This window comes from Vibrio chagasii (assembly GCA_041879415.1).
GTDB lineage: Bacteria > Pseudomonadota > Gammaproteobacteria > Enterobacterales > Vibrionaceae > Vibrio.
The window spans coordinates 138,057-163,065 of sequence record CP090851.1 but is presented as its reverse complement, the minus strand read 5'-3'; the positions used below and the strand labels follow the sequence as shown (position 1 = coordinate 163,065).

Genomic DNA, 25,009 nt, shown 5'->3' with positions numbered 1-25,009 from the left:
TTATATTTAGTGATTGTTATTCATCACTTCGATTATTTTCATCGCTTCCAATGTCTCCTCGACATCATGAACGCGAATAATTTGTGCGCCTTTCATTGCGGCAATGGTCGCGCAAGTGACGCTTGCGACCATGCAATCCGCAGGAACCTTATCTAGCAATTTAAAGATCATCGACTTTCTCGACATCCCCGCTAAAACAGGTAAGCCTAACGAATGAAACTTTTCAAGATGCGCTAATAGGTGGTAATTGTGTTCTATGGTTTTACCAAAACCGAAGCCAGGATCAAGAATCAACTGCTCTTTTGAAATGCCCACCGCCTCACAAGCTTCTACCCTTTCTTGCAAGAATGCTTCTACATCCTGAAGAACATCATCATAACTTGGGTTAGCTTGCATGGTTCTTGGCTGGCCTTTCATGTGCATCAGGCAAATAGGAACATTGGCATCAGCAGCGACTTGTAATGCTCCAGGCTCTTGCAAAGCGCGCACATCATTGATCAAATCAGCGCCCGCTTCAACAGCTTGGCGCATCACTTCCGCTTTACTGGTATCTATCGAGATCCACACATCAAACTTGGCACGAATGGCTTTAATAGCAGGGATGACACGCTCAAGCTCTTCTTCTAATGAAACATCAGGAGCGCCTGGTCGAGTTGACTCTCCACCAATATCGATAATGCTGACGCCCGCTTGAACCATTCGTTCAGCTTGCTGTAGGGCATTATCAAGCGAGTTAAATTTCCCACCATCAGAGAAAGAGTCAGGGGTGACATTGAGGATACCCATCACATGTGGGCGATCTAACACGAGAGTTTTATTATTTGCTTTTAATATCATGGAAGGCCGATCTTAAAGGGTAAAACACCATAGGCTATAAACAGAAAAACCCTGAGCGTGCTCAGGGTTTTAATTAACAGTTTAGCGATTAAGAATCTTTGTTTTGAGCATCATCTGATTCAGATTTTACTTCTTCAACTTTTGACTCTTCAGCTTTCGGTTCCGCTTTAGCTTCTTCTGCCTTAGCTTCAGGTTTTGCTTCTTCCTTTGCAGGCTCAGCTTTTACCTGATCACCCCAACCAGCTGGGTCACGAATCTCTTGCTTACGCTCCATTAGGTCATCAATCTGACCTGCATCGATCGTTTCGAACTTCATCAGAGCGTCTTTCATCGAATGCATGATATCCATGTTATCTTCAAGAATCTTCTTAGCTCTATCGTAGTTACGGTCGATAAGGATGCGAATCTCTTCATCGATAAGCTTAGTCGTGTCATCAGAAACGTGCTTAGCTTGACTCATGCCGCGACCTAGGAAAACTTCACCTTCTTCTTCTGCGTAAAGAAGAGGACCAAGTTTCTCAGAGAAGCCCCACTGCGTTACCATCTTACGAGCAATATCAGTTGCACGTTCGATATCGTTAGACGCACCAGTTGACACTTTGTCTTTACCGTAGATAAGTTCTTCAGCAAGACGACCACCGTACAAGCTAGAAATCATAGACTCTAGATGTTGGCGAGACATGCTCACACGATCTTGCTCTGGTAGGTACATCGTCACACCAAGCGCACGACCACGTGGAATGATTGACACTTTGTACACTGGATCATGCTCTGGTACTAGGCGACCAACAATCGCGTGACCGGCTTCGTGATAAGCTGTTGACTCTTTCACTTCTTCTGACATTACCATTGAACGGCGCTCTGCACCCATCATGATTTTGTCTTTAGCAAGTTCAAACTCAACCATAGAAACATTACGCTTGTTACCACGAGCAGCAAATAGCGCTGCTTCGTTCACAAGGTTCGCAAGGTCTGCACCTGAGAAGCCTGGTGTACCACGCGCAATAAGAGATGGTTCAACATCACCTGCTAGTGGAACCTTACGCATGTGTACTTTAAGGATCTGCTCACGGCCACGTACGTCTGGTAGACCAACCACCACCTGACGGTCAAAACGACCAGGACGAAGTAGTGCTGGGTCTAGTACGTCTGGACGGTTAGTCGCTGCGATAACGATAATACCTTCGTTACCTTCGAAACCATCCATCTCAACCAGCATTTGGTTCAGTGTTTGCTCACGCTCATCGTGACCACCACCAACACCAGCGCCACGTTGACGGCCTACTGCATCGATCTCATCGATAAAGATGATACAAGGCGCTGCTTTCTTCGCTTGTTCGAACATGTCACGCACACGAGATGCACCAACACCCACAAACATTTCAACGAAGTCAGAACCTGAAATAGTAAAGAATGGTACTTTCGCTTCACCAGCAATCGCTTTTGCAAGCAATGTCTTACCAGTACCAGGAGGACCAACCAACAGGATACCTGTAGGGATCTTACCACCCAGCTTTTGGAAACGACTTGGGTCGCGAAGGTAATCAACCAATTCTTTAACGTCTTCTTTTGCTTCGTCACAACCAGCGACATCTGCAAACAACGTTTTGATCTGTTCTTCGCTCATCATACGAGCTTTGCTCTTACCGAAAGACATCGCGCCTTTACCGCCGCCACCGCCTTGCATTTGACGCATGAAGAAAATCCATACACCAATCAGTAAGATCATCGGGAACCATGAGATGAAGATAGTGCCAAGTAGGCTCTGCTCTTCAGGTGGTGTGCCCTGAACTTTTACGTTTTGATTAATTAAGTCATCAAGTAGCTTTTGATCATAAACAGGCATGTAAGTTACATACTTAGCACCACCGCCACGACGTGTGAAAGTGATTTCGCTGTTATTGAACTGTGCGTCTTGAATCTGGCCTTGGCCAACTTCCTGTACAAACGTGGTGTAATCTACTGCTCTGCCGTTACTCTCCCCAGGGCCAAAGCTCTGGAATACCGACATCAACACTACTGCGATAACAAGCCACAGAATTAAATTTTTTGCCATGTCACTCAAGGTGTCAGCCTCTCGATAACTAATTGTAATTAAAGGTAGGGTACTACAGTTTGTAACCTGTAGCCATATTGTTAACTCTCACTCTTGGAAGAGAATCGTTAACCTTTGTAACCAGTGGCTACGATAAACACTTCACGAGAACGAGCTCGAGAAGAGTCGGGTTTTCTGACTTTCACCGTTTTAAACATCTCACGGACGTCTTTAACGTATTGATCAAACCCTTCGCCTTGGAATACTTTTACAACAAAACTACCATCGGTAGCTAGAACTTGTCGACACATATCCAAAGCTAATTCAACTAAATACATAGCTCTAGGCTGATCTACAGAGTTGTTGCCCGCTATATTAGGTGCCATATCTGACATCACGACATCAACCATGTTTGGTTGTATACGTTCCAATAAGGCTTCAAGAACAGCGTCTTCGCGAAAATCGCCTTGTAAGAAGCTAACGCCAGCAATCGGATCCATTGGTAGCAAGTCACACGCAATGATTTGTCCGTTGTCTCCAACAATCTTAGCAGCATATTGAGACCAACCACCAGGCGCTGCACCTAAATCCACAACGGTCATCCCTGGAGACAGCAATTTATCTTTCGTTTGAATCTCTTCCATTTTGAAATAAGCACGTGAGCGATAGCCTTTCTTTCTTGCTTCGTTTGCGTACTTGTCGTCGAAGTGTTCCTTCAACCAACGGCCTGAACTGGCCGAGTGTTTCTGTTTGCTCATTGGATACCTAAAGTGGAGGAAAGTACTAATTGCCGAATAAATTATAGTCTTCAGCATTAGATGGCGTTAAAATAGGTTTTTTCAACCCTAATAGTAAAGAAAATTGGCCGCGTAATGAACCTAAGTACCAAACAAAAGCAGCATCTAAAGGGCCTAGCTCACAGTTTAAAACCTGTAGTGCTAATGGGCGCAAATGGACTTACTGAAGCTGTTCTAGCGGAAATCGAATTAGCTCTAGACCACCACGAACTGATCAAAATTAAAGTTGCATCAGAAGACCGTGAAACTAAGCAGCTAATTATCGATGCAATTGTACGTGAAACTAAAGCTGAGAAAGTACAGACTATCGGTAAAGTTCTAGTACTATTCCGTCAATCAGAAGCACGTAAAATCGAGATTCCACGTAAGTAAGTTAGCTATATAATAAGCTAACTTCACAAAGGGATAGCCAGTGCGCTTATCTTTTAGTGTAGCGTGAGAAACGAAAAAGGTCGCATTTAGCGACCTTTTTACTTATCAGAAACAAAGAAAATTCAATTAGATATATTCTACTTTGTCAATTTCGTAATCTTTATCACCGCCAGGAGTCGAAATCATCACTTCGTCGCCTTCCATCTTACCGATAAGACCACGAGCAATTGGTGATTTCACTGAGATACGGCCAGTTTTGATATCGGCTTCGTCTTCAGAAACGATTTGGTAACGGTACTCTTCGTCTGTATCAACATCAATCAGAGTGACTGTTGTACCAAAGATAATCTTACCCGTATTTTCCATCTGAGTTACATCGATGATCTGAGCCATTGAAAGTTTGTATTCAATGTCGCGGATTTGAGCTTCACAGATACCCTGCTCTTCACGAGCTGCATGGTATTCAGCGTTCTCTTTTAAATCACCTAGTTCACGTGCTTCACCAATAGCTGCTGAGATAACAGGGCGTAGCTTAAGTAGGCGATCTAATTCGTCACGTAGCTGCTGAGCGCCACGTACTGTCATTGGAACCTTTTCCATTTTTTACCTCTATGCCAAAGCTTTCTTTGGCCAACATAAATACACCCAACGTATTTTATTGGGTAGTAGAAACAAAACGATTTGGCTTAGTGTAAACAAACTTTATGGCTAAATCATCTTTATTCCACTTTGCGTTTTAAAAGCTGTATCTAGGTCTAAATTACTGACATCACAAAAATGAATAATAACCTCCCCATCAATAAGCTGAAAAATAAATACCTAAAAAAACAAAAAACAAACAAAATAAACGCAGATCACACTTTTGTAAAAATCACTATAAAACAAAAACTTAAACAACAACAAATATAATAAAACAGTGTTCATTTTTTAGTTTTATATCATTTTACTAACTGACAATGGAACTTTAGAGGTAAAAAGTAACCCATGGATTGCACTGGCATTTTTCAGACTTCTGTTCTAATCATGGTTATGAAGCCTGATTAATACGGGCAATACACAAAAGGGTTCAAATCCTTAATAAAAACTTCTATGGACAGTAATTAGGAAATAATAACATGAACAAGACTATGATCGCGCTTGCTGTGTCTGCTGCAGCTCTTGCTACTAACGCAGTAGCAGCGGATGGTAAACAAGCTGGTGGTATCGACGGCACTTCTGTATACAGCTCAAACGGCACTTCTCTAGAGATCGGTGGTCGTGCTGAAGCTCGTCTATCTCTAAAAGACGGCAAAGCTGAAGACAAAACACGTGTACGTCTTAACTTCCTAGGTAAAGTTGAAATCCAAGACGGCCTATACGGTGTTGGTTTCTACGAAGGCGAATTCACAACAGCTGAAAACGGCGGCTCTACTGATAACAACGACGGTGACATTACTAACCGTTACACTTACGCTGGTATCGGCGGTAACTTCGGTGAAGTTACTTACGGTAAAAACGACGGTGCACTAGGTGTTATCACAGACTTTACCGATATCATGTCTTACCACGGTAACTCTGCGGCAATGAAAATTGCTGTAGCAGACCGTTCAGACAACATGGTTTCATACAAAGGTCAATTCCAAGACCTTGGCGTTAAAGCAAGCTACCGTTTTGCTGACCGTTCAGAGAACGCTTCTGGTGAGTTCGTAGACAACAACGCTGACGGCTACTCTCTATCTGGTATCTACGCAATCGGCGATTCTGGCTTTAAGCTAGGTGCTGGTTACGCTGATCAAGACGAGCAAAACGAGTACATGCTAGCGGCATCTTTCCGTACTGACGCTCTATACTTTGCTGGTACATTCACAGACGGTGAGCTAGCGAAGAAGAACGGTGATTACACTGGTTACGAATTCGCGACAGCATACACGCTAGAAAAAACAGCATTCACACTAACGTACAACAACGCAGAAACTGACGGTGAAACTTCAGCTGACAACGTTGCAATCGATGCTACTTACTACTTCAAGCCTAACTTCCGTACGTACATCTCGTACAACTTCAACCTAATCTCTGAAGGTGACAAGCTAGGTTCTGTTGGTCTTGTTAACGGCCCTGCATCTAAAGCAGACGCTGAAGACGAGCTAGCTCTAGGTCTACGTTACGACTTCTAATTCTAATTACTAATGATTCATTAGTTAATTGAGAATCAAAACGCCCGCTCTCTAGCGGGCGTTTTTTATATCTGTATACTGAAAACATCAGCCATCCAAGACAATCTTCTATGCGCCTTCTATCCACACTACTGCTATGTAGTTTTTCCATTAGCGCTTTATCTGTTAACGCTTTCGCATACGCCCCTCTTGATACACTGCCCGATGGTAGTAGTACGAGTTTGATCCTCCAATCGTTAAGCGATGATTCGAGCGAGCTTAATTCCAATAGCGATGACTTTTATCCTCCTGCTAGTACGTTAAAACTGGTGACGGCTTTAGCAGCTAAATTAGAGCTAGGAGACAATTTTCATTACACCACCAGTATTGTTCGTTCTGGCAATGATTCGATCATTTCATTTAGCGGCGACCCAACCTTGCAACGTGAACAGCTAAAAAGCCTGCTAGCTCAGTACGCTAAGTCTCAATCTAGAACCATTAAAGGCAATTTATACCTAGATAACACCGCTTATACCGGCTATCAACGAGCGGTTGGTTGGCCTTGGGACATTCTAGGCGTTTGTTACAGCGCGCCCTCTAGTGCGATGACCTTAGACAGCAACTGTGCCCAAGCCTCTATTTATACAAAGGATAACGGCAGCACTCGCGTCTATATCCCAGCCCATTATCCAATAGACGTGACAACCAATGCTGCCACTGTCACGCGCTCTGGACAAAAAGCTACCCAGTGCGACTTAGAGCTCATCACCACGCCAGATAACTCGTACACGCTCTCTGGTTGCTTAGTGGAACGTAAAAAGCCGTTACCACTAAAGTTCGCCATTCAAAATCCTGAGCTTTACACCTCTCAAGTGGTGAACTCACTACTTAAAGAGCTGAAAATACAAGTAAAGGGTGATGTAATCATTGGAGCCAAAGAAGGCACCAACAAAACAACATTAGTGGCTAGCCATCACTCAGCGAAACTTCCAAAGCTGCTCGATACCATGCTAAAAAAATCAGACAACCTGATCGCAGACAATCTCACCAAAACCTTGGGAGCAAGATTTTATGTGCAGCCGGGCAGTTTCAATAACGGTACTGAAGCAATAAAACAGATACTACTGACTAAAGCGAATATCGACCTAAGCAAAGCGCAGCTCGTTGATGGTTCTGGTTTATCGAGAAACAACCGAATGAGATCGCAGACCATGGCTAAAGTGCTTCGTTATATCTGGGAAAACGACTCACAGCTCAACCTAATCGAAGCCATGCCGACATCGGGTATCAATGGGACGCTTAAGTACCGACAAAGCATGAGGAAGACACCGATTCAAGGCAACATCATCGCTAAGAGTGGTTCTTTGTACGGAACGTATAATATGGCTGGATACGGTTTAGATGAGTCAGGGAAGCCAAGCTCTCTGTTTGTACAGTTTGTTCGTGATTACTTCCCTGAAGAACAAGACCCAGACAAACCAGTGGAAGCACCGATTACGCAGTTTGAACGTGATTTTTATAAAGATGTGGTTGAATACAGTCAAACACAGAACCAGCCCAAATAACGAGCAGTTTGTTATAAGCGGTTTATAACACAATAAAAAATGGCGCTGAAGATCTTAAATCTTCAGCGCCATTTTTCTTTTCGAAGTGCTGTTATATAAGCGCTAGGCAATGCCTAAAAACGCATTTACGACAGTGAAATAGATCCACATCCCTGAGATGTCGACTATAGACGCTAATACTGGGCTCACCAACACCGCAGGATCCAACTTGAACAAACGAGCAACGATAGGCAACCCACCACCGAGAACCGTTGATATTGTCACCTGAATAAACAGAGCAACGGCGATAGCAAAGGCAATCATATTGATGTCATAACCACCGGTGGATTGGTTTTCGCTGAACAGCAAGATACGTCCAATCATTACCGCGGCAATCGCCAGCGCTAAACAAATAGCCACTCTAAACTCTTTCCATAGAACATTGGCCCACTGGCGTTTCTTCAACTCACCAGTGGCTAAGGCTCTAATTACCAGAGTGGCGGCTTGGGTTCCCGTGTTACCTCCCGCCGCGGCAATGACTGGCATATAAATAGCCAGAAGCACCAATTGGCTTAGAATGTCTTCGTACTGAGCGATAATAAGACCAGAAACGATACCTAGAAGCGCCAGCGAAATAATCCAACCAATACGCTGTCTAACATGGCTTAATACACCAGTAGAAAGGTAACCCTGTTGAGGTTCAACCTCTGAATAGATTAGCCCTAGTTGGTGAGCTAGATGTCGCGAACGCTTTTCAAAGCCTTGCTCCTCTAGCTCACTAAGTAGAGCTTGAATCGTACTTAGAGAGCATTGCCCTAATACAAGTACTGCATCTTCAAGCGGCATACAGTTCAAAAGCCTGACCTGCTGTTCACGCCCATATTGCTGAAATGCATTTGATACAGCTTGGATGTCTTGCTCTGAGTACAGAGCTTCAATAGATAAAAAAGTGTTGTTCATTACCGTCATGGCGAATCTCCCGATTGGCAAAGGTAACGACCATCAAAACAAGTAGCCTACAGTGAGTGCTTCACAAACATAAAGCGGTGTACACCAAGAGCGTATAACTCGATACATAAAGCATATAACTGAGCGCACCAAGAGCTTAAATCACTGATGTGTCTACTTGTTAGAATCTAGAGTGTGGAAAAGAATGAGGGGAAAACAAAGATACCCTACCTGAACGGCAGGACAATAGATCAATACCGAGACAGGTTATTCTTCTCCATTCAAACTAGGAGGATGGTCGGTATTGTTCATAAAAATCTCCAAAATTACTGTCAGCTCGACAGCGCGCATAGTGTAGCAATCCAGTAAAAATTTCTTCGTCAACTTTGTGTCAATAAAAAAGGCACCCGTAGATGCCTTTTATTCAATCATTGATGTGCGTTATTACTTGATAGTAATACGAGCAAACTTACGCTTACCTACTTGGTAAACTGCAGTACCCGCTTCAGGTACCAGTTTGTTGTCTTCAACTTTCTCGCCTTCGATCTTAGCAGCACCCTGCTTGATCATACGCATCGCATCAGAAGTCGAGTTTACTAGACCCGCTTCTTTTAGAACGTTAGCGATTGGCAGACCCGCTTCGAATTCGAACTCAGGCATATCATCTGGCACTTGGTTTTTAGCAAAGCGGTTAACGAATTCTTGCTCTGCTGCATCAGCATCTGCTTCACTGTGGAAACGAGCAATGATCTCTTTAGCCAGAAGTACTTTAACGTCACGTGGGTTATTACCCGCTTCAACGCCAGCTTTCAGCTCTGCCACTTCTTCAAGCGGGCGGAAAGACAGTAGCTCGTAGTAGCTCCACATTAGGTCATCAGAGATAGACATGATCTTACCAAACATCTCGCTTGGTGCTTCGCTAATACCGATGTAGTTGTGTGCTGACTTAGACATCTTCTTAACGCCGTCTAGACCAACAAGCAGTGGCATCATCAGTACCGCTTGTGGTTTTTGACCTGCCGCTTTTTGCAGTTCACGCCCCATTAGCAGGTTGAACTTCTGGTCAGTACCGCCAAGCTCAACGTCGCTCTCTAGTGCAACTGAATCGTGACCTTGTAGAAGTGGGTACATGAACTCGTGGATAGCGATCGGTTGACCACCAGCGTAACGCTTTTTGAAGTCATCACGCTCAAGCATACGAGCAACAGTTTGGTTAGAAGCAAGACGAATCATGCCTTCTGCGCCAAGGTCAGATAGCCACTCAGAGTTGAAGCGAATTTGTGTTTTCGCAGGATCTAGAATTTTGAATACTTGCTCTTTGTAAGTTTCAGCATTCTTCAATACGTCTTCACGGCTTAGTGGTGGACGCGTTGAGTTTTTACCTGATGGGTCACCAACCATTGCAGTGAAATCACCAATCAGGAATGTCACTTCATGACCAAGCTCTTGGAAAGCACGAAGCTTGTTAAAGATAACCGTATGGCCTAGGTGGATATCTGGAGCCGTTGGATCGGCACCCAGTTTAATGCGTAAAGGACGACCTTCTTTTAATTTAGCAATCAGCTCGTCTTCTGGAATTAGTTCTTCTACGCCACGTTTGATCTCGGCTAGTGCAGCTTCAATACTCGCCATTCTTGTTCACTCCCACAGATTTGGCAAAAATATAATAGTTAGACATCTTACTTGAATAGCGATGTATTTTGAAACCAGTTACACTATTCCGTCGCCGATTTTCATAATATTTACAGAACGAACCGGAACATGTTGTCTATTTTTGCACGCCTTCCTATATTGCACCGGGCTTTTATCGCATTTTTTAGTGCCATAATTTTCATAGCGATTTTCTTACTTCCCGACGTCAACAGCTTACGCGACGATACGGGCGCACTTGTCGTAGGAAAACACTACCCTTTGAGCATCGATGCTTCCGCGCTCGTAAGCTCGAATGACGCACCACCAACAGCTGTCCTTAGCTGGGAAAAATACACAGTTCGCTCTGGCGAAAGCACTTCTGTTTTATTTGAACGTATTGGTCTCTCATACCGCTTGTTACTCAACCTTCTCAATACCAATAAAGACATCAAAAAGCAGCTCTCGAATCTAAGACCTGGTGATGTGCTGCAATTCGGCTTCGATGAAAACAACGACCTTATTCAGCTCAAACGACAACTAAGCGCGTTTGAAAGCTTCAAAATCACCAAATCCGGCGATTCATTCACTTCAAGTTTTGATAAAAAAGAAGTCGCTTATCAATACAACTATGCCGAAGCCAATATCACCTCTAACTTCTGGAATGCTGGTGTCAGCGCAGGCTTAACCGCTAACCAAATCATGGAGCTTGCGGGTATCTTTGGTTGGGATATCGACTTTGCATTGGATATTCGTAAGAACGACAGCTTTAAAATCTTATACCAAGAGAAAGTGGTTGAAGGTGAAGTGATTGGCCGTGGCAAGATCATGGCAGCCATTTTTACCAACCAAGGCGATTCATTTACTGCGGTATTAGACGATAAAAGCGGTAACTACTACGACGAAAACGGCCGAGCGATGAAGAAAGCCTTCCTGCGCTCTCCTATCGATTTTCGTCGTGTCACCTCGAACTTCAACCCACGCCGAAAACACCCAGTAACAGGTAAGGTTCGTGCTCACCGAGGCACCGACTATGCAGCACCTGTTGGTACACCTATCTGGGCAGCAGGTGATGGTATCGTGCAGAAATCTGGCTACAACCAGTTCAACGGTAACTATGTGTTCATCCGACACAGCAATACTTACATCACTAAGTACTTGCACATGAAGAAGCGAATGGTGAAAACAGGGCAACGAGTCAAGCAAGGTCAAACGATTGGTACTCTGGGCGGTACAGGTCGTGTAACTGGCCCACACTTGCACTACGAGTTCTTAGTTAATGGCGTTCACAAGAATGCGCGTACTGTGAAGTTACCTCAATCTAAATCCTTAACAGGTAAGGCAAAAGCAACCTTTATTGCAAACTCAGAGATTCGATTGAAAAACCTTGAGCGATACGGCCAGTTACTAGCGACGAACTAGAAAGTTCAAGACCTGTAGCTTGTAGCTTGTAGCTTCAGAGCAAAATAGAAAAACGAAAAGAGCGCCCATCAGGCGCTCTTTTTTATGCTCTTCAAACTACGATTGCTACTGTTTTTCGGATTTGTTGTTTCGCCCTAGCATCAACAAACAAGGAGTCAGCACCAAGGTCAGCACCGTGGCGAACGCCAAACCACCGGCTATCGCGGTCGCAAGCTGTGACCACCACTGCGTACTCGGCGCGCCGAATTCTATCTTTTGATTAATCAGATCGATGTTCATCTCTAACACCATCGGCATTAAACCTAAAATAGTCGTAACCGTCGTCAGCATCACAGGTCTTAAACGCTGAACACCCGTTCTTAAAATCGCATCTCGCTTATCTAAGCCTCTTTTGATTAACTGGTTATAAGTATCAATCAACACAATATTGTTGTTCACCACTATGCCGGCGAGCGCAATCACTCCAATGCCCGACATCACGATGCCAAACGGGCGCTGGAAGATAAGCAAACCTACAAATACACCAACGGTAGAGAACAACACGGCACTTAGAATCAGGAACGCTTGATAGAAGCTATTAAACTGAGTAATCAGAATCAAAGCCATCACCGCTAGTGCCACTAAGAATGCAGTTTGCAAAAAGGCTGACGAGTTCTCTTGCTCTTCATTTTGACCGCGAATACGAAAGTCTACGCTATCTGGAAGCCCTAGTTCACTTAACGCCTGCTCGATCTTTGGTAGCTCGAGAGCAAGGTTATACCCTTCTTCCATATCTGCCATGATGTTGACGACTCGCTTGCCATCAAGACGTTTGATGGTGTCTTGCTTGTGGTCTGGAATGATCTGAGCAAAATTAGTTATTGGAACCAAACCAGCTGGCGTTTTGACTCTTAGCTGGTCGAAGCGTCCAATATCACGCTTATCATTGGGGTAGCGAACTAAGATATCGACCTCTTCCGATGAATCATCAGGAAGATAATCACCAATCTTTAATCCATTAGTGACGAATTGAACGGTATTCCCCACCAAGGTAGCATCAGCGGCAAAACGCGCGGCATCGTCACGGCGAATATCCACTTTCCAATCGATACCATCTTTACTTGCTGTATCGCTGATATTGGTCAGTGTTCGATTACCATCCGCCCAGCTTCTTACGATTTTTGCTGCCTGATTAAGCTGCTCTGGTGTTTTAGCTGAGAGCTCGATCACCAAGTCATTTTCAACCGGAGGCCCTGCGTCTGGGAACTTATATTCGATCTCAACGCCAGCATATTGGTCGGTTTGTTGCTTTAACTCTTCAATGATCGCTTTCACGCTACGGCGATATTGCCAGTCAACCGGCGTAATCGAGATCAAGCCAATCTGGTCGTCACCACCGGTACGCGTATAAACGCTATCGAACTCTTCATGATTCAGCATCACTTGCTCAAGATCACGCATGATGTCATCTTTTTCTTGAATAGAGAGATCGCCATGCGAGCGCACTTTAACGTTAAAGAATGGCGGATCGACCTCTGGGAAAAACTCGGCACCTAAGCCAGCTTTGGAGTAAGTAAATCCGACTGCAACCGCAAGCAATATCGCGCTAAAGAGAATTTTAAACGGATGCTTAATCGCTAAAGAAAGTGTGTGGTAATACGCCTTAGTTAAGCCTGTCGCTTGAGAAAAGTCGCCGTTATGCAAGGCGACCATTCGAGCTTGATTCTTAGGCGAAACGTACTGAGGTTTACCAATTAAGCCACCTAAAACGGGCACAAATAACAGCGCCATAATCAATGAAGCCGTTAAAGTCGCGATCAGAGTTAGCGGTAAGAACTTCATGAATTCGCCCGTCACGTCAGGCCAGAACAACAGCGGAGCAAACGCCGCTAAAGTCGTTGCAGTAGAGGCGGTAATCGGCCATGCCATCCGTTTGGCTGCATCTCGGTAGGCATCTTTACGCCCTTCTCCCTCTTGCATCCGTCTATCTGCGAATTCAGTCACCACAATCGCACCGTCCACCAACATTCCAACTGCCATAATCAGCGAAAACAGCACTACGATGTTAACGGTCAAACCGAATACCGAGAGGACGAGTAACCCTGTTAGGAATGAGCCGGGAATAGAAATACCCACTAGCAAAGCCGTACGCACACCAAGAATAGCGATGATAACGATCACCACCAGAATAATGGCGGATAAGATATTGTTTTGCAGATCATTGAGCATGATCTTCACATCTTTAGATTCATCCTTGGTGTACTTGACCAGCAAGTTATTTGGCCATTCAGCTTGCTGCTGAGCGCTAGCCATTACCGCTTTCACCAGCTCAACCGTTTCAATGATGTTCTCACCAGCACGCTTCTTGATATCCAAGACCACGGCAGACTTACCATCTAAGCGAGCAAAGCTCTCTGGGTCTCGAAACGCCCGGCGTACTGTCGCCACATCACCAAAAGTAACGACCTGTTTACCATCCACTTTGATCGGTAACTCAAGCACATCTCTTAAAGAGTTAAACACCGAAGGCACTTTGACTGAGAAACGGCCATAACCCGTATCGACAAAACCGGCGGCAACCACTCGATTATTCAATGCAATCAAATTGTAGATATCCGCTTGGTCTAGGCTGTAACTTTCCATAAGCAGAGGATCTACGATGATTTCAACGATGTCTTCTCTATCACCTGCAATATCGACCTCTAGTATTTGGCGATAGCTCTCTAATTTATCTCCTAGCTCTCGGGCAATTTGTACAATGGTGCGTTCAGGAACGGTGCCGAATAACACGACAGATAGCACTGGGTCCTCAGAAGCGAGGGTTACTTCATTAACGGTCGGCTCGTCACTGTCTTCTGGAAGTTTTGGTTTGGCAAGATCAACGGCGTCACGTACATCTGCCATCGCTTTGGTAAGATCAACCCCAACATTAAATTCCAACACCACAGAAGCATGCCCTTCTGCGGCGGTTGAATTCATCTCTTTTACGCCTTCGATGGATCTAAGTTCTTGCTCGATAGGTCGTACCAACAATCGCTCAGCATCGGTTGGTGAGATCCCTTGGTGCCCAACTGAAACGTAGATAATCGGAATGGTGATATCTGGGCTCGATTCTTTAGGGATCGTGATATAGGTAATAACACCTGCGACCAAGATGAGTGCCAACAGAGACAGCATGGTGCGAGCACGAGACAAGGCTGCATCAATAATTGAATACATCGATTACCTCCTACTCAGCCACTGAACTTGAGAGATCAGCACCTTGCTCAACTGCAATCACCGAATCACCATCACGTACAAAGCCTTGTCCGACGGTAATAATGTCAACCTGTTGCCCTAGCCCAGTGAGCCAAACGCCATCTTGCTCTGCCTTAACGAGCTGTATACCGACAAATTTCACGCTTGGTGTATCACCGACTGACACCAATGTTTTAACCCCGAGATTTCCGGCTTCATCCAATGCCAGCATCGCTGGTGTCACCTTAATAGCATCTCGTGTTTCTAGATTGAGCTTCACTTCAGCGCTCACACCTGCGGGCAGTAGGCCTTTAGAGTTATCGATTTCAATTTCGATTGGGAAAGTATTGGTAGAAGCTGAAGAGATTCGAGACACATAACGTAAGCGCCCTTCCACTTCATCTCTGCCAAGTAGACGAACTAATGCGTCTTGATTAACTAACAGATGCTGAATATGACGCTCACTGACGTCCGCTTCAATCACCAGAGGGTCGAGGTCAATCACACTAGCAACGGGGTCGCCAACTCCAACGAAATCACCGAGCTCGACCATTAAATCTTGAACCACACCCGAGAAAGGCGAAGTAATCACAGTATTCTTTAAAGCCAACTCCGCATTGCGCATCATAGCTTTCGCTTCTGTTAACGAAGCCTCTGCAGTGGTGTAAGCAATTTCCCCTTGCAGCCCTCTTTTCTTAAGTGACTGCGCCGCTTTAAATTCTTTCTGCTTTAGGCGATACAGAGCCGATGCCCGCTCTAACTGTATTTCCAAGTCGCCTTGATCAATCTGAGCAATGGCTTGCCCCACTTTAACGCTATCACCCTTGGCAACGTTCAGTCTGACGACCTTTCCTGCAACTTCTGCGCCTAGGCGTGCGTGTCGATCTGGTGCTGTTCGACCGTATAAATCAATGGTTCTAAATGTGGGTAATGACGTAAATGTTTGGTAAGAAACCTTGGCTAATGGAATCTCTGTCGCTTTTCGCTCAGGCGACTCTTCGGCTTGTCCCACACCTAAACCCAGCCAGATAGAAAGCAGTATGACCAAAGTCAGAGAGACCAACCACGGCTGCCTAAGTTTCTGAAAAAGTGGCGAATTAGAAAATAGAGTGGGCATAGCAAATCCTTTTCTGGCGCATTAGGCGCGTAAATTAGCTCAATCGCGTCGTGTGCAACTTCCTGATGCACATGAGTAACCTTAACAGACCGAGGACAAATGAAGTTGGACACTATCGACAGTTTGAAAAATATGCCGTGTACTAAAGGGAAGTAAAAATGAAAGGGTAAAAAAACAAAAACGCCGAACATTAGTCCGGCGTTTACGATGCTTCGAATATGGCTTTCAATTAAGCGACGTTAATCTCGGCCTATACGCTGAATGATGCACCACAACCACATGTAGTTGTTGCATTTGGGTTGTTCACAAAGAAACGTGCGCCTTCTAGGCCTTCTGTGTAATCAACCACACCACCCATTAGGTATTGTAGGCTCATTGGATCGACAACCAGTGTTACACCACTGTTTACAATAGTAGTGTCGCCATCATTTACTTTTTCATCGAATGTGAAGCCGTATTGGAAACCACTACAACCACCACCTGTAATGTATACACGCAGTTTTAGCTCTGGGTTTTCTTCTTCAGCAATCAGCGTTTGTACGCGGGTAGCTGCTGCATCAGAAAAAGACAATGGGATATTTGCTTCGCTCACGACAACCTCTCTTACCTGTGTCAAAAACAACATGATACAAATCTAATTCGAGACCATAGTTGTTGAGTATTTTCTTATATTCTGCTGATTATCCAATACCTGACTGAAACGTTCAAGTATTCACCACCTGATCGCCGTTTTTCCTGCTAAAAACTCATCAAATAAAAACAAAATGAATGTGCAACCACACAAAATAATCAGATTCGGGCGATTATATCAGCTAAACCATTCCTAGTTGGATTATGGATAGGTACAATGCCTGCCAATTGGTCCGACAGTCAAAAGAGGATATATCAATGACCAAATCAGCAGAGCTGTACGAAAAAGCACAGCAAACTATTCCTGGTGGCGTAAACTCTCCAGTTCGTGCATTCAATGGCGTAGGTGGTTCTCCAATCTTCGTTGAACGCGCTGATGGCCCACTTATTTTTGATGCTGATGGTAAAGCATATATCGACTACGTTGGCTCTTGGGGTCCAATGATCCTTGGTCACAACCACGCTGTTATCCGTGATGCAGTAATTGAAGCGGCTCAACGTGGTCTTAGCTTCGGTGCTCCAACTGAAACTGAAATCAAAATGGCTGAGCTTGTGTCTGAAATGGTTCCTTCAATGGAACAACTACGTATGGTTAGCTCAGGTACTGAAGCAACGATGAGTGCAATTCGCCTTGCTCGTGGCTTTACTGGTCGTGACAAAATTCTTAAGTTTGAAGGCTGTTACCATGGCCACGCAGACAGCCTACTTGTAAAAGCAGGTTCTGGCGCTCTGACTCTTGGTCAGCCAAGCTCTCCAGGCGTACCTGCAGACTTCGCTAAACACACACTAACGGCAACATTCAACAACCTAGACTCTGTACGTGAGCTGTTTGAAGCAAACAAAGGTGAGATCGCTTGTATCATCGTTGAGCCTGTAGCGGGTAACATGAACTGTATTCCGCCAGTAGAAGGCTTCCACGAAGGTCTACGTGAGATCTGTGACCAAGAAGGTGCGCTACTGATCTTTGATGAAGTGATGACAGGTTTCCGTGTTGCTGAAGGCTGTGCGCAGGCTTACTACAACATCAAGCCAGACCTAACGTGTCTTGGTAAAGTGATCGGTGGCGGTATGCCAGTGGGTGCTTTTGGTGGTCGTAAAGACGTGATGCAATACATCGCACCAACGGGCCCAGTTTACCAAGCGGGTACTCTTTCAGGTAACCCAGTAGCAATGGCTGCGGGCTATGCATGTCTGAACCTTCTGCGTGAAGAAGGCAACGAGAAGCGTCTAGCATCAAAAACTAAGCAGCTAGCGAATGGCTTCAAGCAACTTGCTGACAAGCACGGTATTCCAATGCTAGTTCACCAAGTTGGTGGCATGTTTGGTTTCTTCTTCACTGAGCAAGAAGCGGTAACGTGCTACGAAGATGTAACTAAGTGTGATGTAGAACGCTTCAAGCGCTTCTTCCACCTAATGCTAGATCACGGTGTATACCTTGCACCTTCAGCATTCGAAGCAAGCTTTACTTCTCTTGCTCACGGTTCAAAAGAGATTGAAGCGACACTAGAAGCTGCTGACCGTTCTCTTGCTATTATTGCTGCAGAAAGCAAATAATCAAAAGCGCTAATACGTCGCTAACTGATTGAATTTAGGGCTGCATTAACGCAGCCCTTTTTAATAGAGAGCACTAAGCTTCTGAGGGGAAATCCCCCTTTCTTATCCGTCACCTATGCCGGCAAAGCGCTTAACGTTCCCAGAACAAGAAAACCAACAGCATCAGCGTACCAAGGAACATTCTGAACCAAGGGATCTCTTTTTTCGTTTGCTGCTCTTCATCTTGGCATTTCTTATCTTTATTACAGCATCCCATTATCAAAACTCCTCATTGCTAACTCTCTGTTTTGCAGCCATTATAAACTCAGAACGCAAATATAGAGACCATTACCGTGTCAGAAAAAATTAAAATCAATTCCAGTCACTGGGTAATCATCATTGCGCTGCTCGCCGCGGCTTATGCTTGTTACCTACTTATAGAACCTTACGTTAATTCAATCGTGATGGCCTTCATCATTTCACTGTTAATGTTTCCGATCCATGAGTGGCTTGAAAAGAAGATCCCAAATAAAGCAAACCTCGTCTCATTGCTATCTTGTGTGATCTTAACCTTTATTATTGTTATCCCTTTACTGGCAGTATTTGCAGCGATTGTGCAGCAAGGCTCTCTATTTTCTCAGAACACCTATCAATGGGTCACCCATGGCGGGATTCAAACCCTATTTGAGCACCCTATCGTAGTTAAAGCGCTATCTTTCATTAATAACTACCTGCCTTTCGATAACATTGAACCGAAGGCTATCGCACAGAAAGTTGGCGAGTTCGCGACGAGCTTTGGCTCTAAGCTTGTCGGCATCAGTGCAAAGATCCTTGGTGATGCGACCAACTTCTTGATGGATTTCTTCTTGATGCTGTTCGTTCTGTTCTTCCTACTTAGAGACCATGACAAAATCATCAGTGTGGTTCGCCACATTCTTCCTCTGTCTCGCAGCCAAGAAGACAAGCTTCTCGCTGAGATTGAGCAAGTATCAAAATCAGCAGTGATGGGATCATTCCTAACTGCAATCGCACAAGGTATAGCTGGTGGTTTCGGTATGTGGGTTGCAGGCTTCCCAGGACTGTTCTGGGGCACCATGATGGGCTTTGCCTCTTTCATCCCGGTGGTCGGTACTGCGCTAATCTGGATCCCAGCGGCGGCTTACTTGTTCTTAACCGGTGACACGACTTGGGCTATCTTCCTAACGGTTTACTGCGTGGCAATTGTTGGTTCGATAGATAACCTACTACGACCGCTGTTAATGCAAGGCAGTGCGGGTATGAACACCCTGATGATTTTCTTCTCGCTACTGGGTGGTATCCAACTATTCGGACTGATTGGTCTTATCTACGGCCCGCTGATTTTTGCGATTACCATTGTTCTATTTAACATCTACGATGAAGAGTTTAAGGACTTTTTAAATCAGCAAGACAAGAGTTAAACCGCTCTTCAATCACTTACTTGCCGAACGAGTATTAAACACTTCAAGCTTTGGGCGGATTATGCGAAAATCCGCCCTCATTTTTTGCTAACAATTCAATAGAGTGTCCTATGTCAGCTTATATTGCCCCAAGCCAGATTGCTGAGCGCCAACTTGCCTACTTTGAAGGCAAACATGTTTTAGTTGCCGGTGAGGCTGAAGACTTATTCCCTGTTGAGTTAGCAAAACACTGTGAGTCTGTTTCTGTATTTACTTCAAACTACAGCTACTACCGTCAGCTTGAAGGCTACAGCACTATTCAACGTTTTTACGGTGCTGAGTTTACCGAAGAGACCAAAGCTGACTTAGTGATGTTGTACTGGCCAAAAGCAAAAGCTGAAGCTGAGTTTTTGCTGGCGATGCTGTTTGCCAAACTAGGCAAAGATACTGAGATTGTTGTGGTTGGCGAGAACCGCTCTGGCGTAAAAAGCATTGAGAAAATGTTTGCCGCTTACGGTAAGGTCGCAAAATACGATTCAGCGCGTCGTTGCTCTTTCTACTGGGGTCAATGCTTTGAACAGCCAGCCGCATTTAACCTGCAAGACTGGTTTAAAACCTACACGGTGAACATTGGTGAGCAGTCTCTTACAGTTAAAAGCCTACCAGGTGTCTTTAGCCATGGTGAATTCGATGTCGGTAGCCAACTTCTGCTCGATACTTTGCCAACCTTGAAGGGGAAAGTGCTGGACTTCGGTTGCGGTGCCGGTGTACTCGGTGCAGTGATGGCCTCTCGCAACCCTGGTATTGAACTTGAGATGTGTGACATCAGTGCATTTGCAGTGGCGTCTAGCCAAGCAACTCTGGAAGCAAACGGCTTAACGGGCAAAGTTTTCGCTTCTGACGTCTACTCTGATACAGCGCAAGGCTATCAATTCATTATCAGCAACCCACCATTCCACTCAGGCTTGGATACGAGCTACAGTGCAACAGAAACCCTTCTGGCACAGGCTCCACAGTATTTAAACCGTTCTGGTGAGCTGATCATTGTTGCCAACAGCTTTTTAAAATACATCCCGATTATTGAGCAAGCATTTGGAAAATGCGCGACTCTAAATAAGACCACTAAATTCGCGATCTACCACGCAAACAAGTAGCCTCTCTAGCACAGCGCAGGGTCATTATCTGCGCTGTCTGTTCATATTTTTATCAAAAGTCTATAAAAGTGAGCTTTTGCACACGATTTAAATACCACTTACTTGTCAAAGTAAAAAAACTCGTTAATTTCGTTAAATTGGAAATCATTTAATTCTATTCTCTGTACTTGTTTTCGCCCCTTTAGCAGTACATCAAAGGAAAGTAGTACCCAATTTATGTTTAGATTTTATCGTAAGCAGAAGTTTAAGCGCCTTCAAAACACCCTAATGCTGGCATTTCTTGTCCTTAGTATTACTCCAGTGACACTTATCGCGATATTTTTCCTCCAATCGCACAGTCAGGATCTTCAGGAACAAAGCACTTCGCACCTTGTTTCTGTTCGTGATACTAAGCAACAACAGATTGTCGACTACCTACAGGCTCAAGAATCCCAGGTGATGGGCTTTGTTCGCTCAGAACTCGCCAATGCCAGTGGTGGACGCTTCTATGGCTTGATCAATGCATTCCAGCGTTTGGGGTTGGACATTGACGAAGCTCGCAGCAATGCTCAGCAACGTTATATCCAAGGTTCTGGTGATCAGATCAAAACATCTATTCTTCCAGAATCGAGCAGCTATATTGGTAGTGAGCGTTATCGCTTACTGCATAAGCGCTACCATAACGCGTATCTAGAGCTGCTTAAACGCTCTGATTTTGACGACATTTTATTGGTTGATATCAACGGTAACGTGGCTTACTCCGTCTTTAAGAATGACGATTACGGCACTAACTTGCTAACCGGTAAATACAAGGACTCAAACCTAGGTATTACCTTCAAGCGACTAGCCAAAGACGTCACTGACCGACGTAAATCCAACGAAGATTACACGCCAGTTATTGTCTCTGACTTTAAGGATGAGAACGGTAAACAGACGGCATGGTTAGGTGCACCTATCGTGCAGCAAGGCTATTTACACAGTTACGCGATGTTTAGACTGCCAATCAACGGCATCACAAAGCTGATTGCCGACCTAAACAAGAGCTCTAACATTCAGACTTTGCTCGTTGGTAGTGACCACTTACCTCGTAGCCTTGCTCACTCGCAAGAATCTATCAACCTAAGCCTAGATGTGGTGGACAAAGCACTGGCAGGCGAAACCGCTGTTGGCACATTCGATAACACCCAGAATCAAGCCATCATTGCTGCTTATACACCTATTGAACTCAAGTATGCCACTTGGGCTTTGATCGTTGAGCTTCCAGAAAAAGAAGCCTTCGCACGCATTCATCAGCTTGAAAAGATCTTCGTTATCGTGATGCTCACGGCCATCATCCTTGTGGTGGTTGCATCGCACTATTTATCAAACTTCATCACCTCACCGCTGCTTAAACTGACATGGGCAGCTGAAAAAGTCTCCGCTGGCGATCTTGATGAAACCATGATCAATACCGAGCGCAAAGACGAAATTGGTCGCTTGGCTGTCAGCTTTGAGCGAATGCAGCGCTCGATTCGTGACAAGATGCAGCTGATCAAGAGTCAAAATGATGAACTTGAGGACAACCTTAAGACCATCCAGAAACAAAATGATGAGTTACAGCTAGCCAACAAACTCAAAGATGAATTCTTAGCAACCACCTCACACGAGTTGAGAACACCTCTGCACGGCATGGTTGGTATTGCTGAAGCATTGATATCAGGTGCGAATGGCCCTATTCCGGCTAACCAGAAATATCAGCTGGATATCATCATCAACAGTGGTCAGCGACTAGCAACCTTGGTTGATGACCTGCTTGATTATCACAAGATGCGTTACGGCAGTTTGGACATTAAGAAATCTGCCGTTGATCTTTCTGCTGCCACCAGCTTGGTACTTGAGCTATCTCACCATCTGCTGGGCAATAAACCGATCCGTATTATTAACCAAGTGCCGAGTGATTTGGGGCTAGTATCGTCTGATCCTCAGCGCCTTGAGCAGGTAATGTATAACTTGGTCGGCAACGCCATCAAATACACATCAGAAGGTAAAATCGTTATATCTGCGAGTGTCATCGACGACAACATTCGTGTGCAAGTGGTCGATACAGGTCAAGGCATACCAGCAGAGTACCTTGAACATATCTTCGAACCTCTGATTCAAGCAGGCCAAGACGCCAGTAACTATCGCCAAGGTGCTGGCCTTGGTTTATCGATCAGTCGCCAGTTAATTGAATTAATGGGTGGTTCACTGTACGTAAGTAGCCAGCCAATGCTCGGCACTACGTTCAGCTTCACTCTGCCTTTAGCGACAGAAGAGGAACTTAAAAACTACAACGAATCAGGTAGCTACTCGCACTTCAAAGCGCCTGATTTAATTGATAACACGCAGCAGGAAAACAGCGTCATCAATGAGAACCCTGATGGGCCACTGCTGGTTATCGCGGATGATGAACCCGTTAACCTGCGTGTCTTAGACAGTTTCTTGAAACTAGAAGGTTATCGAGTACGTACAGCCTGCGATGGCCCTGAAACCATCGAGTTGATTGAAAAAGAGAAGCCAGAACTGCTGCTGCTCGACATCATGATGCCGGGCATGAGCGGCTATCAAGTGTGTGAAACACTGCGTAAGCAATATGACCATGCGCAATTACCGATCATAATGCTGACTGCCCTCAACCAAGCAGAAGACCGTGTACGCGGTTTCGAAGCTGGCGCCAATGACTATTTGTCTAAGCCGTTTAACAAACAAGAACTAGCCGCTCGAATCACAGCGCATCTATCAGCAAGTAAAGCTGAGCAGAGGCGCCTTGAGAACAACCAACTACAACTCGAACTCAAGCACAGAGCGATGGTTGAAGCTAACTTGCTAGAAACTCAAGGACGCTTACTCGAGCAGCTCGAATCAGCGCCAGAGGCCATCATCTGCATTCGTGATGACCAACGTATTCGTTTTGCCAACGAAGCCGCTGCCAAGCTATTTAGACGTGGCCAAGAGCAACTCAAGCGCTCAATGGCCGACGAAATCATCGCGCCTAAATACCTTAAGGTGGAACAAGCACACTACTGTGGCGATATCGACATCTACATAGATGACACTCGTCAGCGCATACCGAGTGACATCCTCAAGTTACCTGAAGGCTCTGGACTCGACACCATGTACATCTTCAATGTTGGCGGTGGTGTTAACTCAAACCGTATCAATAACCTGGAGACGGCTGTTGAAGCGCTTTCTAGCTACGCCTTTGAAGGTGATAAGGACAAACTGCAACAATTGAAAGAACTTGGTGGTGAGTTTACTCGTCTTGCTGATAAAGCCACTGGGGAAGGTAAAAACAAACAAGAGTTAATGCGTGAAGTCTTAGTCGATGCGATGACTAACGCCATCCTTTACTGGGAGTCGGTTACCGGAGAAACCAAGTTTGCGTTCGCAGAGAAGAGTGGCTTATGGCGCGTTTATCTCGACAGAAGCACGCTACAAACGCGAACGTTAGACAAATATCTACGTGTAGAAACGCTGCCTAAAACACCTCGCTGGCGAACAGTTCTAAGCTCTATCGAGTTCATTCTCGAACACTGTAAAGAACAGACACCAGAGAGAACGCACATAGAGATGCTCAGAGACAAACTACAGAAATTACTGACCAGTTAATCTTGAACTAACATCACTCTATTAGCCCACCTTGCGTGGGCTTTTTTGTACATACAAGAGTCGTAAAAAGCATAATTAGAGCCATTCACACCCACTTCTTTTACAGCTTTAAACAAGAGAAACATCACGCTATTTCGACGTTATCAGTATCGGCATCAGCTACCAATTTTCGCTCTATTCTCCACCGATTCTAACCGTAGCCTGACTATTTGTTGCAGTTTGAGAAGCGAGTCACAACAGAACGGCAGATTTAATTTTCTCGGAAAATTTAACGTGAAATTAGTAAGTGACCAAGATCTACAATTAGATTAAATTAGAAACAACCACCATCTTTTAAAAGACCCGATGTAAGTGAACACTTACATTCAATATTCAACACTCAACTAGTTGCGAGTCACATCACCCTAACAATTACGAACAAAAAACCACCAAAGCGCCCTGTTTTGACGTTAATGACGTGAGGTTATCTGTTTTTAACGTTTTTGACGGGAAACGAGTTTGATTAATTCATCGATAAGGTGTTTTCTTACTCCTGCCAAAGGCCTACAGGCCACTCTTACCACTTCTCAGAAACAGCGATGAATCTGGAGCAACGAAGAAGAGGTAGGCCTTTAACCAG

Annotated in this window: 17 protein-coding genes; 8 read left to right on the top strand and 9 right to left on the bottom strand. The window is 44.8% G+C overall.

All coding sequences use genetic code 11. From position 1 onward, the window contains the following. Nucleotides 1-6: 6 nt before the first annotated feature. From folP to rlmE, 3 genes are all read right to left on the bottom strand, one after another. The gene (gene folP, locus L0991_00735) at nt 7-837 is read right to left on the bottom strand and encodes a dihydropteroate synthase (protein ID XGB62611.1); all 831 of its coding nucleotides are present in this window, start codon (nt 835-837) and stop codon (nt 7-9) included. Nucleotides 838-925: 88 nt separating this feature from the next. Next, entirely contained in the window at nt 926-2,893 is a 1,968-nt protein-coding gene (gene ftsH, locus L0991_00730; protein ID XGB62610.1) for an ATP-dependent zinc metalloprotease FtsH, read from the bottom strand. 107 nt (nt 2,894-3,000) lie between these two features. Next, nucleotides 3,001-3,630: a 23S rRNA (uridine(2552)-2'-O)-methyltransferase RlmE gene (gene rlmE, locus L0991_00725; protein XGB62609.1), complete on the bottom strand. Its 630-nt coding sequence runs from the start codon at nt 3,628-3,630 to the stop codon at nt 3,001-3,003. A gap of 114 nt (nt 3,631-3,744) precedes the next feature. Here rlmE and yhbY point away from each other — a divergent pair, with 114 nt between their 5' ends. After that, on the top strand, nt 3,745-4,041 hold the full coding sequence (yhbY, locus tag L0991_00720; GenBank protein ID XGB62608.1) for a ribosome assembly RNA-binding protein YhbY: 297 nt from the start codon (nt 3,745-3,747) through the stop codon (nt 4,039-4,041). Between the two features lie 126 nt (nt 4,042-4,167). Here the strand turns inward: yhbY and greA are convergent, their stop codons facing one another. Continuing rightward, entirely contained in the window at nt 4,168-4,641 is a 474-nt protein-coding gene (greA, locus tag L0991_00715) for a transcription elongation factor GreA (protein XGB62607.1), read from the bottom strand. A gap of 515 nt (nt 4,642-5,156) precedes the next feature. Here greA and L0991_00710 point away from each other — a divergent pair. Both L0991_00710 and dacB read left to right on the top strand, forming a co-directional pair. After that, nucleotides 5,157-6,194: a porin gene (locus tag L0991_00710; protein XGB62606.1), complete on the top strand. Its 1,038-nt coding sequence runs from the start codon at nt 5,157-5,159 to the stop codon at nt 6,192-6,194. Nucleotides 6,195-6,304: 110 nt separating this feature from the next. Beyond that, nucleotides 6,305-7,738 carry a serine-type D-Ala-D-Ala carboxypeptidase gene (gene dacB / locus L0991_00705; protein ID XGB62605.1) on the top strand — a complete coding sequence of 478 codons (1,434 nt, stop codon included), beginning with the start codon at nt 6,305-6,307 and terminating at the stop codon, nt 7,736-7,738. A gap of 102 nt (nt 7,739-7,840) precedes the next feature. On the opposite strand, the gene L0991_00700 is transcribed toward dacB, so the two are convergent. Both L0991_00700 and tyrS read right to left on the bottom strand, forming a co-directional pair. Continuing rightward, on the bottom strand, nt 7,841-8,686 hold the full coding sequence (locus L0991_00700) for a magnesium transporter (GenBank protein XGB62604.1): 846 nt from the start codon (nt 8,684-8,686) through the stop codon (nt 7,841-7,843). A 423-nt stretch (nt 8,687-9,109) separates the two neighbouring features. Then, the gene (gene tyrS, locus L0991_00695) at nt 9,110-10,297 is read right to left on the bottom strand and encodes a tyrosine--tRNA ligase (protein XGB62603.1); all 1,188 of its coding nucleotides are present in this window, start codon (nt 10,295-10,297) and stop codon (nt 9,110-9,112) included. A 129-nt stretch (nt 10,298-10,426) separates the two neighbouring features. Between tyrS and L0991_00690 the strand changes: the two genes are divergently transcribed. Continuing rightward, nucleotides 10,427-11,716: a peptidoglycan DD-metalloendopeptidase family protein gene (locus L0991_00690; GenBank protein ID XGB62602.1), complete on the top strand. Its 1,290-nt coding sequence runs from the start codon at nt 10,427-10,429 to the stop codon at nt 11,714-11,716. A gap of 105 nt (nt 11,717-11,821) precedes the next feature. On the opposite strand, the gene L0991_00685 is transcribed toward L0991_00690, so the two are convergent. The 3 genes from L0991_00685 to erpA form a co-directional block, all read right to left on the bottom strand. Continuing rightward, the gene (locus tag L0991_00685) at nt 11,822-14,914 is read right to left on the bottom strand and encodes an efflux RND transporter permease subunit (protein XGB62601.1); all 3,093 of its coding nucleotides are present in this window, start codon (nt 14,912-14,914) and stop codon (nt 11,822-11,824) included. A 10-nt stretch (nt 14,915-14,924) separates the two neighbouring features. Beyond that, on the bottom strand, nt 14,925-16,049 hold the full coding sequence (locus tag L0991_00680; protein XGB62600.1) for an efflux RND transporter periplasmic adaptor subunit: 1,125 nt from the start codon (nt 16,047-16,049) through the stop codon (nt 14,925-14,927). Nucleotides 16,050-16,299: 250 nt separating this feature from the next. Then, nucleotides 16,300-16,641: an iron-sulfur cluster insertion protein ErpA gene (erpA, locus tag L0991_00675; protein XGB62599.1), complete on the bottom strand. Its 342-nt coding sequence runs from the start codon at nt 16,639-16,641 to the stop codon at nt 16,300-16,302. Between the two features lie 296 nt (nt 16,642-16,937). On the opposite strand from erpA, the gene hemL reads away from it, so the two are divergent. The 4 genes from hemL to L0991_00655 all read left to right on the top strand — a co-directional run bounded on the left by hemL (nt 16,938) and on the right by L0991_00655 (nt 24,390). Next, complete coding sequence (gene hemL, locus L0991_00670) at nt 16,938-18,233, top strand: glutamate-1-semialdehyde 2,1-aminomutase (protein ID XGB62598.1); 1,296 nt, start codon at nt 16,938-16,940, stop codon at nt 18,231-18,233. Nucleotides 18,234-18,565: 332 nt separating this feature from the next. After that, nucleotides 18,566-19,651 carry an AI-2E family transporter gene (locus tag L0991_00665; protein XGB62597.1) on the top strand — a complete coding sequence of 362 codons (1,086 nt, stop codon included), beginning with the start codon at nt 18,566-18,568 and terminating at the stop codon, nt 19,649-19,651. Between the two features lie 110 nt (nt 19,652-19,761). Continuing rightward, nucleotides 19,762-20,784, top strand: a complete 1,023-nt coding sequence (gene rsmC, locus L0991_00660) for a 16S rRNA (guanine(1207)-N(2))-methyltransferase RsmC (GenBank protein ID XGB62596.1) — start codon at nt 19,762-19,764, stop codon at nt 20,782-20,784. A 216-nt stretch (nt 20,785-21,000) separates the two neighbouring features. Beyond that, entirely contained in the window at nt 21,001-24,390 is a 3,390-nt protein-coding gene (locus L0991_00655) for a response regulator (GenBank protein XGB62595.1), read from the top strand. Nucleotides 24,391-25,009: the final 619 nt, after the last annotated feature.

Bases quoted from the DNA above. Each gene is read 5' to 3' on its own strand.
- folP (XGB62611.1), bottom strand. From the start codon at position 837: ATGATATTAAAAGCAAATAATAAAACTCTCGTGTTAGATCGCCCACAT.
- ftsH (XGB62610.1), bottom strand. From the start codon at position 2,893: ATGGCAAAAAATTTAATTCTGTGGCTTGTTATCGCAGTAGTGTTGATG.
- rlmE (XGB62609.1), bottom strand. From the start codon at position 3,630: ATGAGCAAACAGAAACACTCGGCCAGTTCAGGCCGTTGGTTGAAGGAA.
- yhbY (XGB62608.1), top strand. From the start codon at position 3,745: ATGAACCTAAGTACCAAACAAAAGCAGCATCTAAAGGGCCTAGCTCAC.
- greA (XGB62607.1), bottom strand. From the start codon at position 4,641: ATGGAAAAGGTTCCAATGACAGTACGTGGCGCTCAGCAGCTACGTGAC.
- L0991_00710 (XGB62606.1), top strand. From the start codon at position 5,157: ATGAACAAGACTATGATCGCGCTTGCTGTGTCTGCTGCAGCTCTTGCT.
- dacB (XGB62605.1), top strand. From the start codon at position 6,305: ATGCGCCTTCTATCCACACTACTGCTATGTAGTTTTTCCATTAGCGCT.
- L0991_00700 (XGB62604.1), bottom strand. From the start codon at position 8,686: ATGACGGTAATGAACAACACTTTTTTATCTATTGAAGCTCTGTACTCA.
- tyrS (XGB62603.1), bottom strand. From the start codon at position 10,297: ATGGCGAGTATTGAAGCTGCACTAGCCGAGATCAAACGTGGCGTAGAA.
- L0991_00690 (XGB62602.1), top strand. From the start codon at position 10,427: ATGTTGTCTATTTTTGCACGCCTTCCTATATTGCACCGGGCTTTTATC.
- L0991_00685 (XGB62601.1), bottom strand. From the start codon at position 14,914: ATGTATTCAATTATTGATGCAGCCTTGTCTCGTGCTCGCACCATGCTG.
- L0991_00680 (XGB62600.1), bottom strand. From the start codon at position 16,049: ATGCCCACTCTATTTTCTAATTCGCCACTTTTTCAGAAACTTAGGCAG.
- hemL (XGB62598.1), top strand. From the start codon at position 16,938: ATGACCAAATCAGCAGAGCTGTACGAAAAAGCACAGCAAACTATTCCT.
- rsmC (XGB62596.1), top strand. From the start codon at position 19,762: ATGTCAGCTTATATTGCCCCAAGCCAGATTGCTGAGCGCCAACTTGCC.
- L0991_00655 (XGB62595.1), top strand. From the start codon at position 21,001: ATGTTTAGATTTTATCGTAAGCAGAAGTTTAAGCGCCTTCAAAACACC.